The 17,502-nt window shown below is 66.4% G+C and carries 19 protein-coding genes and 1 tRNA gene; 9 read left to right on the plus strand and 11 right to left on the minus strand.

Going from position 1 to position 17,502, the window contains the following annotated elements; all coding sequences use genetic code 11:
* Genes NDB2M1_RS04730 through NDB2M1_RS04740 form a run of 3 tightly spaced genes read right to left on the minus strand, consistent with a single transcriptional unit; the run spans position 1 to position 2,924 of the window.
* Positions 1 to 939, minus strand: a complete 939-nt coding sequence (locus tag NDB2M1_RS04730) for an MlaD family protein (protein WP_072379931.1) — start codon at positions 937 to 939, stop codon at positions 1 to 3.
* Positions 940 to 948: 9 nt separating this feature from the next.
* The gene (locus tag NDB2M1_RS04735; RefSeq protein WP_083554649.1) at positions 949 to 1,812 is read right to left on the minus strand and encodes an ABC transporter ATP-binding protein; all 864 of its coding nucleotides are present in this window, start codon (positions 1,810 to 1,812) and stop codon (positions 949 to 951) included.
* Complete coding sequence (locus NDB2M1_RS04740; protein WP_072379933.1) at positions 1,809 to 2,924, minus strand: MlaE family ABC transporter permease; 1,116 nt, start codon at positions 2,922 to 2,924, stop codon at positions 1,809 to 1,811. Before NDB2M1_RS04740 ends, NDB2M1_RS04735 begins: the two co-directional genes overlap by 4 nt.
* A 101-nt stretch (positions 2,925 to 3,025) precedes the next feature.
* Between NDB2M1_RS04740 and NDB2M1_RS04745 the strand changes: the two genes are divergently transcribed.
* Both NDB2M1_RS04745 and NDB2M1_RS04750 read left to right on the plus strand, forming a co-directional pair.
* Positions 3,026 to 5,833 carry a valine--tRNA ligase gene (locus NDB2M1_RS04745; RefSeq protein ID WP_083554671.1) on the plus strand — a complete coding sequence of 936 codons (2,808 nt, stop codon included), beginning with the start codon at positions 3,026 to 3,028 and terminating at the stop codon, positions 5,831 to 5,833.
* Positions 5,830 to 6,576, plus strand: coding sequence for a 7-carboxy-7-deazaguanine synthase QueE (locus NDB2M1_RS04750; RefSeq protein WP_072379935.1), 747 nt, complete (start codon positions 5,830 to 5,832; stop codon positions 6,574 to 6,576). Before NDB2M1_RS04745 ends, NDB2M1_RS04750 begins: the two co-directional genes overlap by 4 nt.
* A gap of 125 nt (positions 6,577 to 6,701) precedes the next feature.
* Here the strand turns inward: NDB2M1_RS04750 and ssb are convergent, their stop codons facing one another.
* The 5 genes from ssb to NDB2M1_RS04775 all read right to left on the minus strand — a co-directional run bounded on the left by ssb (position 6,702) and on the right by NDB2M1_RS04775 (position 10,827).
* Positions 6,702 to 7,235, minus strand: a complete 534-nt coding sequence (gene ssb / locus NDB2M1_RS04755; protein ID WP_072379937.1) for a single-stranded DNA-binding protein — start codon at positions 7,233 to 7,235, stop codon at positions 6,702 to 6,704.
* A 98-nt stretch (positions 7,236 to 7,333) separates the two neighbouring features.
* Positions 7,334 to 9,190 (minus strand): ferrous iron transporter B, encoded by a 1,857-nt coding sequence (locus NDB2M1_RS04760; protein WP_072379939.1) that lies wholly within the window; start codon positions 9,188 to 9,190, stop codon positions 7,334 to 7,336.
* A complete protein-coding gene (locus NDB2M1_RS04765; protein ID WP_072379941.1) occupies positions 9,187 to 9,441 on the minus strand; it encodes a FeoA family protein in 255 nt (84 codons plus the stop codon). Before NDB2M1_RS04765 ends, NDB2M1_RS04760 begins: the two co-directional genes overlap by 4 nt.
* Before the next feature lie 60 nt (positions 9,442 to 9,501).
* The gene (locus NDB2M1_RS04770) at positions 9,502 to 10,182 is read right to left on the minus strand and encodes a COQ9 family protein (protein WP_072379943.1); all 681 of its coding nucleotides are present in this window, start codon (positions 10,180 to 10,182) and stop codon (positions 9,502 to 9,504) included.
* Positions 10,183 to 10,194: 12 nt separating this feature from the next.
* Entirely contained in the window at positions 10,195 to 10,827 is a 633-nt protein-coding gene (locus NDB2M1_RS04775; RefSeq protein ID WP_054121633.1) for an ankyrin repeat domain-containing protein, read from the minus strand.
* Between the two features lie 87 nt (positions 10,828 to 10,914).
* Here NDB2M1_RS04775 and NDB2M1_RS04780 point away from each other — a divergent pair, with 87 nt between their 5' ends.
* From NDB2M1_RS04780 to NDB2M1_RS04805, 6 genes are all read left to right on the plus strand, one after another.
* Positions 10,915 to 11,538, plus strand: a complete 624-nt coding sequence (locus NDB2M1_RS04780; protein WP_143146612.1) for an SCO family protein — start codon at positions 10,915 to 10,917, stop codon at positions 11,536 to 11,538.
* 7 nt (positions 11,539 to 11,545) lie between these two features.
* A complete protein-coding gene (locus NDB2M1_RS04785) occupies positions 11,546 to 12,007 on the plus strand; it encodes a YcgN family cysteine cluster protein (protein ID WP_054121634.1) in 462 nt (153 codons plus the stop codon).
* On the plus strand, positions 12,004 to 12,753 hold the full coding sequence (locus tag NDB2M1_RS04790; RefSeq protein ID WP_072379945.1) for a M48 family metallopeptidase: 750 nt from the start codon (positions 12,004 to 12,006) through the stop codon (positions 12,751 to 12,753). The genes NDB2M1_RS04785 and NDB2M1_RS04790 overlap by 4 nt, the downstream gene beginning before the upstream one ends.
* Before the next feature lie 67 nt (positions 12,754 to 12,820).
* Positions 12,821 to 13,294: a hypothetical protein gene (locus NDB2M1_RS04795; RefSeq protein WP_072379947.1), complete on the plus strand. Its 474-nt coding sequence runs from the start codon at positions 12,821 to 12,823 to the stop codon at positions 13,292 to 13,294.
* A complete protein-coding gene (gene ribD / locus NDB2M1_RS04800) occupies positions 13,291 to 14,262 on the plus strand; it encodes a bifunctional diaminohydroxyphosphoribosylaminopyrimidine deaminase/5-amino-6-(5-phosphoribosylamino)uracil reductase RibD (protein ID WP_072379948.1) in 972 nt (323 codons plus the stop codon). Before NDB2M1_RS04795 ends, ribD begins: the two co-directional genes overlap by 4 nt.
* 11 nt (positions 14,263 to 14,273) lie before the next feature.
* Positions 14,274 to 14,897 carry a riboflavin synthase gene (locus NDB2M1_RS04805; protein ID WP_054121638.1) on the plus strand — a complete coding sequence of 208 codons (624 nt, stop codon included), beginning with the start codon at positions 14,274 to 14,276 and terminating at the stop codon, positions 14,895 to 14,897.
* Between the two features lie 13 nt (positions 14,898 to 14,910).
* Here NDB2M1_RS04805 and NDB2M1_RS04810 read toward each other — a convergent pair whose 3' ends face one another.
* Together NDB2M1_RS04810 and NDB2M1_RS04815 are read right to left on the minus strand one after the other, a co-directional pair.
* Positions 14,911 to 16,083: an amino acid aminotransferase gene (locus NDB2M1_RS04810; RefSeq protein ID WP_072379950.1), complete on the minus strand. Its 1,173-nt coding sequence runs from the start codon at positions 16,081 to 16,083 to the stop codon at positions 14,911 to 14,913.
* A 52-nt stretch (positions 16,084 to 16,135) separates the two neighbouring features.
* A complete protein-coding gene (locus tag NDB2M1_RS04815) occupies positions 16,136 to 16,927 on the minus strand; it encodes a DUF1134 domain-containing protein (protein WP_171955318.1) in 792 nt (263 codons plus the stop codon).
* A 228-nt stretch (positions 16,928 to 17,155) separates the two neighbouring features.
* Here NDB2M1_RS04815 and NDB2M1_RS04820 point away from each other — a divergent pair.
* Positions 17,156 to 17,248 (plus strand) — tRNA-Ser (locus tag NDB2M1_RS04820).
* 82 nt (positions 17,249 to 17,330) lie between these two features.
* Here the strand turns inward: NDB2M1_RS04820 and NDB2M1_RS23400 are convergent.
* A partial coding sequence (locus NDB2M1_RS23400) for an integrase core domain-containing protein (protein WP_171955319.1) occupies positions 17,331 to 17,502 on the minus strand: 172 nt, incomplete at its 5' end.

The following is a 17,502-nucleotide window of genomic DNA, read 5'->3' on the forward strand; positions in this document are numbered from 1 at the left end:
TCATGGCTTGTAGTCCGGCAGTTTGGGGCTTCCCACGACGCTGCCGATGCCGCGATCGTTGATCGTGTCGGTCATCTGGCGGATCGAGCGCGAAGTGGCCTCGATATCGCGCAGCGCCGCTTCGAAGGCGGGCAGTGTGCGGTCGTTGAACTGCTTCGCGGCGGGCTTGGTCTCGTTCATTGTCGCCTGCAGCGAGTCCGCCGCCGCCTGCGCCGATTTGAGTGTGGCGCGCAACTGCTTCGTCAGCCCGTTCGAAGGATCGTTGATCGAGGCATCGGTCGAGGCCGCCAGCCTGTCGACGGTCGCCAGCGTGGTGGTCGCCTGCTTCAGGGTCAGTTGCAGCTCGGCCAGCGACTTCTTCACCTCGGGCGAGGCATTGGCGAGATTGCCGGTCAGCTGGTCGGTATGCGCAAGGATATTGGCGAAGGCTTTCTGGTTCTGGTCAGAGAGAACCATCGTCAATCGCTCTGTCAGCGTCGCCAGGCGTTCGAGCAGGAGCGGGGTGGTCGAGAGGATCTCGCCCAGACCGCTGCGCTTGGTCGGGATCACCGGCGCACCTGCAGGACCGGGCTCGTCGATCTCGGGCGCATCCTTGATCGCGCCGGTCAGCTGGATGGTCGACACGCCGGTGAAGCTGCCCTGCAGGCTGGCGGTGGTGCCCTGCAGCAGCTTCACCTTGCGATCGACCTTGATCCGCACGCGCACGAAGCTGGGGTCTTTCTCCCACAGCGCGATGTCCTTCACCTGCCCCACCGGCACGCCGGAATAGGACACTTCCGAGCCCTTCGCGACGCCGTCGACCGATTGCTTGAAGAAGATGTCATAGTCCTTCTGCTCGTGCTGGCTCAGCCGCGCGATCCAGATCAGCAGCGCCGCAAGCCCCGCCAGCAGCAAGAGGGTGACGATCCCCACCCAGATGTGATTGGCGCGCGTTTCCATCGGCTATCCCTATGCCTCCTGCCCGGCGGTGCCAAGGGCAGCGTTGCGCTCGTTTGCCGCCATTGCGGCGCGGCCGCGCGGGCCGTTGAAGTACGAAGTGATCCACGGGTGATCGGTGGCGATCAGTTCGGGGATCGTGCCCACCGCGATCACGCGCTTGTCCGCGATCACCGCCACCCGGTCGCAGATCTCGTAGAGCGTATCGAGATCGTGGGTAATCAGGAACACGGTGAGGCCGAGCGTCTGCTGCAGGCTGCGGATCAGCTGGTCGAACCCCGCCGCGCCGATGGGATCGAGCCCGGCGGTCGGCTCGTCGAGGAACAGCAGTTCGGGATCGAGCGCGAGCGCGCGGGCGAGACCGGCGCGCTTCTTCATGCCGCCGGAAAGCTCACTAGGGTACTTGCTCGTCGCTTCCGCCGGGAGGCCCGAGAGCAGCACCTTGTAGCGCGCGATCTCATGGCGCAGTTCGTCGGTGATCTCCGGGTAGAACTCGCGCAAGGGGACTTCGACGTTCTCCGCCACGGTCAGCGTGGAGAACAATGCGCCGCCCTGAAACAGGATGCCCCAGCGGCAGCGGATGTCGATGTCGTCATCGTCGCGCGCATCGGTAATCGGGCTGCCGAGCACTTCTATCGTGCCTTCCTCGGGGATCTGCAGCCCGATGATCGAGCGCATCAGCACCGACTTGCCCGTGCCCGAACCGCCCACCACGCCAAGAATCTCGCCGCGCCGAACGTCGAGATCGAGGTTCTCGTGGATTACATGGTCGCCGAACGCGTTCTTGAGGCCGCGCACGCGGATCGGGAACAGGTCCGCCTCGCTCCCCGGCGGAGGCGGCACAGCGCAGGCGGTGAGCAATCCTTCGTCGCTCATCCCCAGCCCACTTCCGAAAAGAACACCGCGAAAAACGCGTCGAGCACGATCACCATGAAGATCGCCATGACCACCGCCGCCGTCGTCCGCGTGCCGACCTCCTCGGCGTTGCTCTTCACCTGCAGGCCCTGATAGCAGCCCGATGTGGCGACAATCAGGCCGAACACCGGGCCCTTGATGAGGCCGACCCAGACGTCGTGCAGCGGCACGACTTCCTGAATGCGCGCGAGGAAAGTGAAGAAGGGAATGCCGAGCGTGAGCGCCGAAAGCGCCGCGCCGCCGACGATGCCGATGGCGGCCGAATAGATCCCAAGCAGCGGCATCATCAGCATGGTCGCGAGGAGGCGCGGGATCACCAGCGCCTCGATCGGCGAGACACCGATCGTGCGCATCGCATCGATTTCCTCGGTCAGCTTCATCGTGCCGAGCTGCGCGGCGAAGGCCGAGCCCGAGCGGCCCGCGACCATGATCGCGGTCATCAGGATACCGAGTTCGCGCAAGCTCAGGCGGCCGACGAGGTTCACCGTGTAGATCTCGGCGCCGAACTGGCGCAGCTGCACCGCGCCCTGCTGCGCGATGACGATGCCGACAAGGAAGCTCATCAGGCCGATGATGGCGAGCGCGTTGACGCCCATCAGCTCCATCTGATGGACCAGCGCGCGCAAGCGGAACTTGCCCGGATGGCGAATGAGAACGCCGCTCGCCAGCACGATCTGGCCGAGGAAGCCGAGCACCAGCAGCATGCCGTGGCCGAGTCCGATCATCACACCGCCCACTTGCTGGGGCACGTGCAAATAGAGAGGCAGGCGCGGTGCCTCGACCGGAGCGGTGTTGTCATCGACCGCGCTGATCGCCCCGATCAGCCGCTCCGCTTCAGGCGAGGCGCCGGTGATCGGCGCGCCAAAGCGCTGCGAAAGGCTCCATGCCGTCCACGCGCCAACGGTATCGATGCGGCTGGCGCGGCTGATGTCGATGGCTTTGAACGGACCTTCCAGCGCACGCAGCCGCGAATCCACCGATCCCATTGCCGAAACGGTCAGCGGGCCGGTAAGAACCAGCGCAGCGCCCCCATCGGCATCCGTTTCGGTGATAAAATCGGCTGTTGCCCGCATGGTAGGCGTTACATGCGGGAAATCGCCCATGGCCGCAAGCGCAGTCCGGCCCGTTGACGCACTTGCAGCGGTGGGCGCGGGATGGCAAGGCCCGCAGCATCATGACCGAAGCGACGATTGCAGAGCAGGAGGGGGCCGCCGCCCTCGCCAAGACGTTCGAGGCTGCGGGGCTCGAAGCCAAGTGGTATGCCCACTGGGAAAAGAACGGCCTGTTCCGGCCCGAGCGCCCCGACGCCGCGCCCTTCACCATCGTGAACCCGCCACCGAACGTGACCGGCTCGCTCCATATCGGCCACGCGCTCGACAACACGCTGCAGGATGTGGTGATCCGCTACGAGCGCCTGCGCGGCAAGGATGCGCTGTGGGTGGTCGGCACCGACCATGCCGGCATCGCCACGCAGATGGTGGTCGAGCGCCAGCTGGAAACGCGGCAGGACAAGCGCACCAACTACACCCGCGAGCAGTTCGTGGAGAAAGTGTGGGAGTGGAAGGCGGAAAGCGGCGGCACGATCACCGGCCAGTTGCGCCGCCTCGGCTGCTCGATGGACTGGAGCCGCGAGCAGTTCACGATGGACCCGCACTTCACCAAGGCGGTCGTGAAGGTCTTCGTCGATCTCTACAATCAGGGCCTGATCTACCGCGACAAGCGGCTGGTGAACTGGGACCCCAAGCTCAAGACCGCGATCTCGGACCTCGAAGTCGAGGCGCGCGAGGTGAAGGGCCATATGTGGCACTTCAAGTACCCGCTCGCGGGCGGCGAGACCTACACATACGTCGAGCGTGATGCCGATGGGAACGTCGTACTGGAGGAAGAGCGCGACTACATCGCTATCGCCACGACCCGGCCCGAGACGATGCTGGGCGACGGCGCGGTGGCGGTTCATCCCGACGACGCGCGTTATGCCCCCATCGTCGGCAAGCTCTGCGAGATCCCGGTCGGGCCCAAGGAACACCGCCGCCTGATCCCGATCATTACCGACGAATATCCGGACCCGACGTTTGGTTCGGGCGCGGTGAAGATCACCGGCGCGCATGACGAGAACGACTTCGGCGTCGCCCAGCGTAACGGCATCCCGATGTACCGCCTGATGGACGAGACCGCGACGATGCGGACCGACGGCGCGCCTTATGCGGAAGCGGCCGCGCGCGCGAAGGCGATTGCGGGTGGCGAGAAGGCGAGCGCCAGCGAGATCGACGCGCTTAACCTCGTGCCCGAGGCCTACCGCGGACTTGACCGCTACGAAGCGCGCAAAAAGGTGGTGGCGGACATCGACGCCGACGGCCTGATGATCAAGGTCGAGGACAAGATCATCATGCAACCGTTCGGCGACCGCGGCGGCGTGGTGATCGAGCCGATGCTGACCGATCAGTGGTATGTGAATGCGGCTGAACTGGCCAAGGCGCCAATCGCAGCCGTGCGTTCGGGCGCGATCGAGATCGTGCCGAAGACCTGGGAGAAGACCTTCTTCAACTGGATGGAGAACATCCAGCCGTGGTGCGTTTCCCGCCAGCTGTGGTGGGGACACCGCATTCCGGCGTGGTATGGCTCGGACGGCAAATGCTACGTCGCCGAGAGCGAGGCAGAAGCGCAGGCCAAGGCCGGTGCGGACGTCACGCTGAGCCGCGACGAGGATGTGCTCGACACCTGGTTCTCCTCCGCGCTTTGGCCCTTCGCCACGCTCGGCTGGCCGGAGGCGGATGCGCCGCTGGTGGCGAAGCATTACCCCAATGACCTGCTCATTTCGGGCTTCGACATCCTGTTCTTCTGGGATGCGCGGATGATGATGATGGGTCAGGCGATGACTGGGCAGAACCCGTGGAAGCGGCTCTATCTGCACGGGCTGGTGCGCGCGGCGGACGGGCAGAAAATGTCCAAGTCCAAGGGCAACGTGGTCGATCCGCTGGGCCTGATCGACAAGTACGGCGCCGATGCGCTGCGCTTCTTCATGTGCGCCATGGAAAGCCAGGGCCGCGACGTGAAGATGGATGAGCGCCGCGTCGAGGGCTATCGCAACTTCGCCACCAAGCTGTGGAACGCCGCGCGCTTCTGCCAGAGCAACGGGATCGTCGGCGCTGTCGGCGATCACACGGGACCGGGCTTCCAACCTGTCTCGGCGGTCAACCGCTGGATCATCGGCGAAGTGGTCGAAACCGTCGCCGCGCTGGATCAGGCGATGGCCGACTTGCGCTTCGATGCCGCCGCCAACGCGATCTATCACTTCGTGTGGGACCAGTTCTGCGACTGGTACATCGAGCTGATCAAGGGTTCGTTCGACGACGAGACGCGCGCTGTCGCGGGCTGGGTGCTCGACCAGATCCTCGTCATGCTCCACCCCTTCATGCCCTTCGTGACCGAGGAACTGTGGCATGCGCTGGGCGCGCGTTCAGCGGAGCTGATCGTTGCGGAATGGCCTGCCCCGCAGGCGGGCGTTGACGCGGCGGCCAAGGCGGAGGTGGAATGGCTGATCGCTCTGGTTTCCAACTTGCGCGGAGCCAAGAACGAACTCGGCATCGCCCCGGGTGCGCGGCTTGAAGCCTATCTGCCCGAACCGAGCGCCGCGACGCGCGCGATCATCGAGGCCAATCCCGCCGCGATCGAGCGGCTGGCTCGGCTCAGCGCAATCCACTTTGCGCCGGCCCCGTCAGGCGCCGCCATGCAGATCGGCGCGGGCGACGCCAGTCTCATCGTGCCGCTTGAAGGCGTGATCGACATTGCCGCCGAAAAGGCCCGCCTCGAAAAGGCGCTCGCCGCCTCCGAAAAGGAAGCCAAGTCGCTTGAAGGCCGCCTCTCCAACCCGGCGTTTGCCGAGAAGGCCAAGCCCGAAGCGGTCGAGAAGGCCCGTGCTGACCATGCCCACCACCGCGCCGAGGCGACCCGCCTCGCCGCTGCACTGGCGCGTCTGGGTTGAGCCTCACGCTCGCAACGACCTCGCCCGGCGAGCCGGAGATCTTCCCCTCGCTGCAAGGGGAAGGCCCCTCGGTGGGCCGGCCTTGCGTGTTCGTGCGCCTCTCGCGCTGCAATCTGGCCTGCCGCTGGTGCGACACCGCCTATACGTGGCGCTTTACCGGCGACATCCGTCCGCACCGCGACGATCTGACCTTCGAGCGCATGGAGAACCAGATCACACTCGAAGTGCGCGAGGTCGCCATGCGCATCCTCGCGCTGCGTCCGACGCGGTTGGTGATCACCGGCGGCGAGCCGCTGCTGCAGGCGCCCTCGCTGGCAAAGCTGATCCCGATACTGAAGGAAGCGGTCCCCGGGCTCGAAGTCGAGATCGAGACCAACGGCAGCGTCCCGCCGCCGCATGCGATCACCCAGCTGGTCGATCAGTTCAACGTCAGCCCCAAGCTCTCGCATTCGGGCAATGCCGAGGACCTCGCGCTCGTCCCCGAACTGCTGCGCGATTGGGCGGCGAACCCCAAGGCGTGGTTCAAGTTCGTCGTGGCGGACATGGACGACCTCAACGAAGTCGCCGAACTGCAGGCGCTTTACCGCATCCCGGCGGAGCGCCTGTTCGTGATGCCGGAGGGGATCACCAGCGAAATCCTGCGCGAGCGGTCAAGGTGGCTGGGTGGCGCCGCGCTGACGCATGGCTGGCGTTTTACCGACCGGCTGCACATCCACCTCTACGGCGATACCCGCGGGACCTGATCACCCTGCGCCCGCTCATGCTGAGCTTGTCGAAGCATCCCGCGCGACGGGGGTGTCAGCACCCTTCGGCAAGCTCAGGGTGAGCGGAGTTGTGACGTGATCGGATCTAGCAGATGGGTTCCACCTCAGAACGGAATATCGTCGTCGAGGTCATCGCCGAAGCCGCCGCCCGACGAGCCGCCGCCACCCTGATTCCAGCCGCCGCCGGACGAGCCACCACCCGAACGGCCGCCACCGCTGGAGCCGCCGTCATTCCAGCCGCCGCCCGAGCGCTGGCCGCCGCCACCGCCCATGCCGCCACCGCCGCCTTGCGCGCCGTCGAGCATGGTGAGGTTGCCGTTCGGGCCGACCGAGATTTCGGTCGTGTAACGGTCATTGCCGGATTGATCCTGCCACTTGCGGGTGCGCAGCTGGCCTTCGATGTAGACCTTGCTGCCCTTCTTCAGATAGCGCTCGGCAACGCCGACTAGGCCGTCCGACTGCAGCACGACGCTGTGCCACTCGGTGCGCTCCTTGCGCTCGCCAGTCGCGCGGTCCTTCCAGCTCTCCGAGGTGGCGATGCGCAAGTTGGCGATGCGCCCGCCGTTCTGGAAGCTCTTCACCTCGGGATCCTGCCCCAGATTGCCGACCAGAATGACCTTGTTGACGCTGCCTGCCATTGATTCGCGATCCTGTATCGTGTGAGGCTCTGACCTAGACCCTGGTGCCAGTCAGAGCGAGTCTGACCGCATCCGTTTCCACAGCATCAGCCCAAGACTCAGCCAAGCCCGAAGGCGACCGCGGTCCAGTAGGTGATCCCGGCCGCGACGTAGGCGAGGCCGAACAGGTAGGCGAGCATGAAGGCGGGCCATGTCCAGCCATTGGTCTCGCGTCGGGTGACGGCGATGGTCGACATGCACTGCGGCGCGAACACGAACCACGCGAGGAAGGCGAGCGCGGTGGCGAGGCTCCAGTGCGCCTTGAGCCGTTCGCCCAGCGCCTGCCCTTGCACTGCATCGTCGCTCTGGCCCACCGCGTAGGTCGTCGCGAGCGCGCTCACCGCCACTTCGCGCGCGGCCATCGCGGGGATCAGCGCCAGCGCGATATCGCGATTGAAGCCGATCGGTTCGATCACCACGGCGAGGCCATTGGCGATATGGCCGGCGATCGAGGCGTTGACCTGATCCTGCGGATGCTCCGCGCGCGGCAGGTTGAGCAGCAGCCACAGCACTACTGTCACGCCGAGGATCATCGTACCGGCGCGGCGCAGGAAAACGTAGGCGCGCTGCCAAAGGCCGAGCGCGAGGTCCTTCACCGTGGGCAACTGGTACTTGGGCATTTCCATGATGAAGCCCGAGGCCGCGCCCTTGGTGACTGTACCGCGCAGAAGCAGCGCGGCGCCCATCGCGCCTAGCACGCCGAGGACATAGAGCCCGAACAGCACGAGCCCCTGCTGGCCGATCCCCGGAAGGACCTGCCGGTTGGGCACAAACGCGGCGATGATTACGGTATAGACCGGGAGGCGGGCCGAACAGGTCATCAACGGCGCGATCAGGATCGTCGTCAGCCGGTCCTTGGGATCGGTGATGCTGCGCGTCGCCATGATCCCCGGCACCGCGCAGGCAAAGCTGGAGAGCAACGGGATGAAGCTGCGGCCCGAAAGGCCGACGCCTGCCATCGCGCGGTCCATCAGGAAGGCGGCGCGGGCCATGTAGCCGGTCGCTTCCATCGTCAGGATGAAGAAGAACAGGATCAGGATCTGCGGCAGGAAAACGACCACTGCGCCCACGCCCGCAATCACCCCGTCCGTCAGGAAATCGCGCAGCAGCGAGGCGGGCAGCGCATCCCGCACGAGATCACCGAGGGCGGCGGCCCCGCCATCCAGCGAGTCCTGTAGCGGCGCGGCCCAGCTGAACACGGCCTGGAACACCACGAACAGCAGCGCCAGCAACACCGGCGGTCCCAGCCACGGGTGCAGCAGGACCCGGTCGAGTTGCGCATGGATGCGATGCTTCGCCGTCTCCGAAAGAATCGCCCCGCGCGCCATCTGCCGGGCCAGCATGCGCCGCTCCGGCGCGGTGACGTGCGGGCGATGCGCGGGCAGTTCCCCCGCTGGCGCATCGCGCAGTGCGGCGACGGCTGCGGTCAGTTCGGCAAGGCCCCGCCTGCGCACGGCAACGGTCGGGAAAACCGGCACGCCCAGCGCCGAGGAGAGCGCGGTCGGATCGATCACCAGCCCGTCGCGTTCGGCCAGATCGACCATGTTGAGCGCCACGACCACCGGCCGGCCGAGCTCAATGATCTCCTGCGCAAAGACAAGGTGCTGCTCGAGGTTCGAGGCATCGAGCACGATCACCAGCACATCGGGCTGCGCCTGCCCCGCCATGCGGCCGAGGATCACATCGCGGGTGACTTCCTCGTCCGGGCTCGAGGGATTGAGGCTGTAGGAGCCGGGCAGATCGACCAGTTCGACCGGTTCGCCGCTCGGCAGCAGCATGCGGCCCGATTTGCGCTCGACCGTAACGCCGGGATAGTTCGCGATCTTCTGCCGCGCTCCGGTCAGCGCATTGAACAGCGCGCTCTTGCCCGCATTGGGATTGCCGACCAGTGCGGCGATCATCGTCTGGCGGGTCATGCTGCGGCGACTGCCAGCGGTTCGACCTGCATCGCGCGGGCGTGGACGCGGCGCAGTGCGACAGTCATGCGCCCGATTTCGACGGCTATCGGATCACGCGCGAGGAACACGCCGCGATAGGCGAGTCGCACTTCGGCCCCTTCCTCGATCCCCAGCGCGCGCAGGCGCTGCGCCTCCTCCGGCACAAGCGCGTCCCAATCGGCACTCAAGATGCGCGCCGGGGTGCCAAGGGGGAGTTCGTCGAGGGTCACCCCGAAAGCGCTGCCACAGCGCCGGGGTCATTGCAAGTCATTCGCAATAACTGTTTCGACTCAGCGCGCCGGGTAGCGCAACCGGCCGAGCAGGCGCGTCACGCTGAAGGTCTCGTCGCTCGGCTTGGTGAAGCGCGCCTTGGCCTTCTCGAAGCGCATGATGCCGTCGATCCGGCGGGCCAGGAAAGCGCGGGTCTCCTCGCGGTCCTCGCTCTTGTCCTCGGCCATCACGGCCAAGGTCGCAGCATAGATCGATCCCAGAATCGCACGCTTGGTGTAGTGGTTGTAGTCCGTCGCGGTGTCGCCCGCGAGCCGCCACATCGCATCGGCGCTGCGCCAGGCGAGCCTGGTCGCTGCGGGGACATTCCACGGCTTGGCCATCTCGATCAGCGCGCTGCGCAGCGCTTCCTCGCGGCCCGCGATCTGGTCGAGCCGGAAGGTGACCAGCGCGGTGATCCGTTCGCGCACTTTCATGGTCGCGAGATGATCCGCCGGCAGAGCTTGTGCCATCGCGCGATCAATGCTGCCCGCCCAGGCGGTGATCATCGCCATCGCCGCCGATTGCCCGCCCTCAGCCTGAAAGGCAAAACGCGCGGCAGCGGGATCGATCCCGGCAATCTCCGCCGCCTCGTTCACAGCCGCTTCGCTCCAGCCTTCGAACGCCGCCGCTTCGGCGATATGCGGAGCGAGCAGGCAGCGCAGGTCCTCGAGCGAGATGTCGGCGGTTGCAGTATCGATCATCTTGGGGTCCGTTCAGAACGAGGGGCCATAGGTCTTCTTCTGGGGAGCGGAACCGCCTTTGGCGGTGTTGGCGAGCTCGCCCGCGACCGGGCTGTCCTTGCCTTCAAGGGTTGCGTAATCGCGGGCCGAGCGGCCCGAATTGTCAGGACGATCCGGATTGGCCCCGGCCTTCAACAGCGCACGCACCATTGCCAGATCGCGGCGGTGCACGGCGGTGATCAGCGGGGTTTCGCCGGTGTTGTTCGGCTCGTCGACCTTGGCGCCCGAAGTGAGCAGGAATTCGACCCCTTCGATGAAGCCGAGATTGCAGGCAAGCACCAGCGGCGTCGTCCCCCGTGCGTCGCGCGCGTTGACGTTGGCACCACGCGCGACGAGGAACTGCATCCACGTGAGATCGCGGCGCGCGGTCACGATGTGCAGGCCGCTCTCGCCGGTGGTGACATCGCGGGTGTTGACGATCTGGCTTCCCGGCTCGTTGAGTGCATCAGTGACTTTCTGGCCGTCCTTCTTGCGCACGGCTTCGAGGAACTTGTAGCTCTCGGAGAACTGCGCATGCGCGGGCAGCGCTGCGCCAAGCGTGCCGAGCAGTGCTGCTGCGGCAAACCCGACGCGAATGGTGCGTGCGATCACCGACTTGTCCCTCATCACCAAAGCCCCGTCCCTCTCGATAAAGCGCGCATTCTGCCCGACTTGTGACAGAGTCGCCCCTTGCAAGCCGCTGGTTAGCAGAGCATGAACCGCCGCGCCATGGACCCCATTAGACCTATTCGTACCCGTCTGCGCAGCGCCTTCGCCGCAGGTGCCCTGCTCCTCCTCGCAGCCTGCAGTGGTGCTTCCAGCGAGCCGCCGCCGCTCGAAGGCGCGGCCATCGGCGGCGATTTCACATTGGTCGACAAGACCGGCAAGACCGTGCGCGCGGCTGATTTCAAGGGCCGCTACACCACGCTCTATTTCGGGTATTCGTTCTGCCCGGACGTCTGCCCGCTCGATGTGCAGATGCTGATGCAGGGCTACCACAAGTTCGCCAAGGCGCACCCGGATCTCGCCGCGAAAGTCCAGCCGCTGTTCATCACCATCGATCCTGCGCGCGACAAGCCCGAGGTCGTCGGCCAGTTCGCCGCGCATTTCGGCAAGGAACTGATCGGCCTGACCGGCACCGACGCGCAGATCGCCCAGATCGCCAAGTCCTATGCGGTCTATTACAAGAAGGGTCAGGGCACCGGCCCCAATGACTATCTGATGGACCACAGCCGCGCCGCCTACCTGATGGGTCCGCAGGGCCAGCCGATCGCGCTGCTGCCGGTCGACAAGGACGCGAACGCGGTGGCTGACGAATTCGCGAAATGGGTGCATTGATCCGCTGATGCCTTCGTCTTCCACCCGCTTCTGGGACAAGCCGGTCGAGGCGCTGACCCGCGACGAGTGGGAAGCGCTGTGCGACGGCTGCGGCAAGTGCTGCCTCCACAAGCTGGAAGACGAGGATACCGGCGAGGTCCATCACACCAATGTCGCCTGCCGCCTGCTCGATCTCTCGACCGGGCGCTGCTCCGATTACCGCCACCGCAAGGCGATGGTGCCCGATTGCCTGCGCCTGACGCCGCGGCTGGTGCGCGAAGTGCCGTGGCTGCCATCGACGTGCGCTTACCGGTTGCGCGCCGATGGCAAGCCGCTTCCTTCCTGGCACTATCTCGAGTGCGGAGACCGCGAGGCAGTGCGCCGCGCTGGTCACTCGGTGATCGGCAAGGCGGTGAGCGAAGTGCTCGCCGGACCGCTGGAGGACCATATCGTGCCGGGCGGCATCGGCTTCGGGGCAGAGCGCGCATGATCTCGCTGCCACGCCTGCTGCCGCGCGGCCGTGCACCGCGCCCGGCACCGCTGCCGCGTACGCTTTCTGTAGCGGGCCGCGAACTGCCCGTCGTGATCCGCCGCCTGCGAACCGCGCGCCGCATCACCTTGCGCCTTGCCCCCGATGGCAGCGAGGCGCGCATTTCGATGCCCGAATGGGGCCGCACCGCCGACGCGCTCCAGTTTGCCCAGCAGCGCCGTGACTGGCTCGCGGCGCAACTGGAACGCATCCCGGCGCCCGTGCAGATCGAGCCGGGCTTCACGCTGACCTTTCGCGGTGAGCCGCTGCGCGTCGAATGGCAGCAGCGCGCCCCGCGCCGTCCGGTCGTGGTGGATGGACAACTTGTCCTCGGCGGCCCGGCAGACGGCATGGAAGGCCGCTTGCGTCGCTGGCTCGAAGCCGAAGCCTTGCGGCTGGCGGAAGCCGACCTTGCCTACTATTGCGACCGTGCAGGCAAGGCGATGCCCAAGCTTGCCCTGTCCCGCGCGCGGCGGCGCTGGGGCAGCTGCAGCAGCCGGGGTGTGATCAGGATCAACTGGCGGCTGGTGATGGCGCCCGATTTCGTGCGCCGCTCGGTCGTCGCGCATGAAGTGGCGCACATGACGCATTTCGACCACAGCCCGGCCTTCCATGTGCATCTGGCCAAGCTTTATGAGGGCCGCATCGAGCAGGCCAACCGCTGGCTGAAGGCGGAAGGCCGCCTGCTCTATCAGCCGTTCGGTTGACTGCCCTTCTTCCGCGTTGGTGCGCCGCCACTGGCGCAGCGCCCCGCCACGTTCTATCTAGGCCCGCATGAAAGAGTTTTTCCGCAACGTCTCCCCGGTGCGCGCCGTCAAGGATCTCTGGCAGATCCTCGGCGCGCCGAGCGAATTCCGCTTCCGCTCGCTTGCGCTGGCGCTCGCTGTCACGGTCGGGATCTTTTCGGTGATGTGGCAGCAAGGCGGTCGCGGTCTGCCCCGTCCGCCCGAAGTGATCTACTTCGAAAGCTGGCGCGCGGATCGCAGCGATGCGGAAATCATCGCCGGCAATATCGAAGCGACCAAGAAGGCCCGCGCGGAAGCCGCCGAGGAAGAAGCCCGCGCCGAGGACGTACGCAAGATGTACAAGGCGGTTGGTGCCGCCACCGGGCTTGATACCGAAGCGATGGACCGGCAGGGCCGCGCCGAGCGTGAAGCGGCCAAGCGCGCTGCCGATGCCCGCAACAAGGCGATTCTCGAGCAGTCACTGGTCAAGCCGGTGGCAACGCCCTCCGCAAAGACGCCCTGAGCACAGTGGCGTTCAGTGATACCGACTGGCTGGACGCCGCTGCTGCACTCGCGGCGCGCGGAAGGCCGCTGAGCCGGCCAAACCCCGCCGTCGGTGCTCTGATCGTCAAGGATGGCCGTGTCATCGGGCGAGGATGGACCCTGCCTGGCGGCCGCCCCCATGCCGAAGCCGAAGCGCTGGCACAGGCGGGCGCGGCGGCGCGCGGCGCGACAGCCTACGTTACGCTCGAACCTTGCGCGCATGACAGCCAGCGCGGCCCGGCCTGCGCACACCTCCTCCGCGAAGCCGGTTTGGCCCGCGTGGTGATCGGCTGCGAAGACCCTGACCCGCGCACGGCCGGCGCCGGCATCGCCTCGCTGCGGGCTGCGGGGATCGCGGCGGAACTGCTCCCCTCCCCCGCCTCGCTGCGCTCGCTGGAAGGCTACCTCACCCGCGCGCGCCATGGCCGCCCGCACACCACGCTCAAGCTCGCCACCTCGCTCGACGGCTGCATCGCGATGGCCGACGGCACCAGTCAGTGGATCACCGGAGCCGAAGCCCGCGCCCACGGCCACGCCATGCGCGCGCGATCCGACGCCATCCTTGTCGGCGGCGAGACGCTCCGCACCGATTCGCCACGGCTCGACGTTCGCCTGCCCGGCCTCGAGACGCGCAGCCCCGCCCGCTGGGTGCTGACGCGCGGAACTGCCCCTGACGGCTGGCAGGCCATCGCCGATCCTGCCGCCAGCTTCAGCGAAACGCAGTACCTCCTGATCGAAGGCGGTGCCGGTGCTGCCGCCGCGTTCCTCGCCGCCGACCGCGTCGACCGCCTGCTGCTGTACCGCGCGCCCATCCTGATCGGTGCGGGCAGGCCCGGCCTCGGCGATATCGGCCTTACCTCCTTGGGCAATGCCCATGGCCGCTGGGCGCTGACGGACCGGCGGCGGCTTGGCAGCGACACGCTCGACGTCTACGACCGCATCCGCTGAAGGAGACCCCCATGTTCACAGGTATCGTGACCGAAGTCGGCCGCATCCGCGCCATTGCCACCAAGGGCGATACGCGCGTGACAATCGCCTGCGCGATGGACCCGGCCAAGATCGCCATCGGCGCCTCGATCGCCTGCTCGGGCGTGTGCCTGACCGTGGTCGACAAGGGCGGCGCGGCGGGAGACAGCTGGTTCGCGGTCGACGTCTCGGGCGAAACGATCCGCCGCACTGCCCCCGCGCAGTGGCACGAGCACGCCGCGCTCAATCTCGAACCCGCACTCAAGCTGGGTGACGAACTAGGCGGCCATATCGTAACCGGCCATGTCGATGCCGTTGGCCATGTCGTCTCGGTCGACCGCATTGGCGGCTCGTGGCACGTCGTCGTCTCGGCGCCGAAGGAGCTTGCGCCTTACATCGCCGCCAAGGGCTCGATCACCGTCGATGGCGTCTCGCTGACGGTCAACGACCTGGCCGACCAGCCGGACGGCAGCTGCCATTTCATGCTCAACATCATCCCGCACACGGCGGAAGTGACCACGCTGGGCAGCCTTGCGCCGGGGCGCGAAGTGAACCTCGAGATCGATGTCCTCGCCCGCTACCTCAAGCGGATGCAGAGCCTCGCGGCGGCAGGGTAGGCCGGCGGGCTGATCAGCCTGCCACGTCCTTCAGCGCCGCGACAAACGCCTCGATATTCCCCGTCGTCAGGCCCGCGATGTTCACGCGGCCCGACCCGGCCATGTAAACGCCGTGCTTCTCGCGCAGCGCCATGATTTGCTCGCTCGAAAGCGGCAGCATCGAGAAGAGGCCCTTCTGCATGCCAAGCGGCGCCATGTTGATCGGCCCGATCTGCTGCGCGGCGGCGAGCCGTTCGCGCACTTCGGCCATGCGCGCGCGCATCGCGGTCAGCTCGTCGATCCACTGTGCGGTGAGCGTGGCGTCGCCAAGGATCAGGCGGACCGCAGCGGCGCCGTGATCGGGCGGCATTGACCAGCTCGCACGGGCAATCGTCGCACCGTTGGCCATGGTCTTGGCGAGCGCATCGGCATCACCCGTCACCGCGTAGAACGCACCCACACGATCACGATAGAGCCCGAAGTTCTTGTCGCAGCTGTAGGCCACCAGAGCTTCCGGCACCGCAGCGAGCACCTTGCGCAGGCCATAGGAATCGGCTTCCATGCCGTCGCCAAGGCCCTGATAGGCAAGGTCGATCAGCGGCAGCACACCCGAAGCGGCCACCAGTTGCGCGATCTCGTCCCACTGCGCAGTGGTGTAATCGACGCCCGTCGGGTTGTGGCAGCAGCCGTGGAGCAGCACGACATCGCCTGGTGCAGCATCGGCCAGCGCCGCGCGCAGCGCTTCGAGATCGGCTGTGCCTTCGGCGGTCATATGCTTGAAAGTCTTGAGCTCGAGGCCGACCGCTGAAACGATCTGCGCATGGTTGGGCCACGAGGGCGTACCCATGAGGATGCGCTTGGCACCCGCGCGCGCCGCCACTTCCACCGCCAGACGTACTGCGCCAGTGCCGCCAGGGGCCTGCATGCCTTCGACCCGGCTGCGGTCAAAATCGGCACCGAACACATAAGGGATCAGCGCATGAACAAAGCCCATGTCACCTTCCGGTCCGAGATAGGCCTTGGAATCCTGCGTCTCGAGCAGGATCTTCTCCGCCGCCTTGATCGCGCCGAACACCGGGGTATCGCCTTCGCCAGTGCGATAGACACCCACGCCGAGGTCGATCTTGGTCGGCCGCGGATCGGCATTGTGGAGCTTGATCAGCGCAAGCAGCGCGTCGGCGGGCTGGGCGTTCAGGGTCTCGAGCATGGCCGCGCCTTTGCCCCCAAACGGCCCCGCGCACAAGGGGGTGCGGTTCTGCTTAGAAGGGGACCCAGTTCTGCGTCTTGCGGAACTTCATGTAACCGCCGTTGACGCCAAGCCGCAGCCCCGCGCCAAACCGCACCGGGATCAGCACGATGTCGCCGCGCCGCAGATAGCTCACGTTGAACCCGCCGACGAAGTAGGCCTGCCCCTCGCCCGCGCCATAGCGGCGGAAGAGGTCCTCGCTGTCATGCAGGTTGTAGACGAGCACGAAGGTGTTCGCCGCATTGGCGCCGAGATCGAAACCCAGGGAGGGTCCCGTCCAGTAGACCGGGCGTTCACCTTCGATCTTGTGATGCAACGTGCCCGAACCATACCGCAGCCCGACAACGACCGCACCGCCCGCCTCGCGCCCGGTGATGTAGGCGTTGGGCCGGCCCTGCTTCTTGAGAATGTCCTGGATCAGCAGCGCAAGACCCTTCGCACCCCGGCCGAACACGCCTTCCGCCGCGCCGATGAGATCGTCCTCACGGTAGGTGGTGCCATCGGCCGCCGTGCCCTGGGATGGCCCGGCTGCAGGCGGAATCGAAGCCGTACCCGGTTTGGCAGGGTCGCTACCGGCCGCCGGCGAGGTAAATGTAGGATCGCCTCCGGTCGTCGTGGCGGCTGGAGCGGGCGGGAGGGGGGCCGGAGCGCTGGCGGGCGGCGTGGATCCCGCAGCCGGCTTCGCGGGCAGATCCCCGTCGATCGCAGAGTTGGGATCGATCTGCTGCACCTGCGCGCTTGCGCCCGACCCCAGCATCAAGCCCAAGGCGGCAAGCCCGATCGCGATGTTCCGGCTCAGCTTCATCACCCGATTTCCCATCCTGCGGCCCGTTGGCGGTTTATGGCCCGGTTTGATGGCCGGACCCATTGTCATGCTATCAGGCCCTCATCTCTCGGCCCGGTACAATGAACCGGCGATGAGCCGAGTCGATTTCGCGCCGAGGCGAATCCACACCGGCTGCATGATCCCCGCAGGAAGCCCCTTGCCGCCCCCCCACTCCCTCGCTATAGCGCGCCCTCGCCGCTGCGATCCGGAGACGTGGGTGAGTGGCTGAAACCAACGGTTTGCTAAACCGTCGTACTGGGATTACCGGTACCGAGGGTTCGAATCCCTCCGTCTCCGCCAGGCTTGCTTCCAGAGAGCACCGCAAATATCCAAAAAGCCGCAGAAATGCGGCTTTTTTCGTATCTTCTGCATCTGCAATGTTCTATATATGTTCACTTCTATCCAACACAAGTGTGGGTCTGGAAAGTGACCTGCCCCCCGCTGGTCCCGCGGTCATAACGAGAGTCCACCGGTTTGATATTCGTGCCGGTGTTCGGTTCGCCAGTGACGAGTGCGGCCTTTCGTTGTTGTAGTCGTAGCGCCAGACCGCCAGC

The sequence above is a fragment of the Novosphingobium sp. NDB2Meth1 genome (assembly GCF_900117425.1).
GTDB lineage: Bacteria > Pseudomonadota > Alphaproteobacteria > Sphingomonadales > Sphingomonadaceae > Novosphingobium.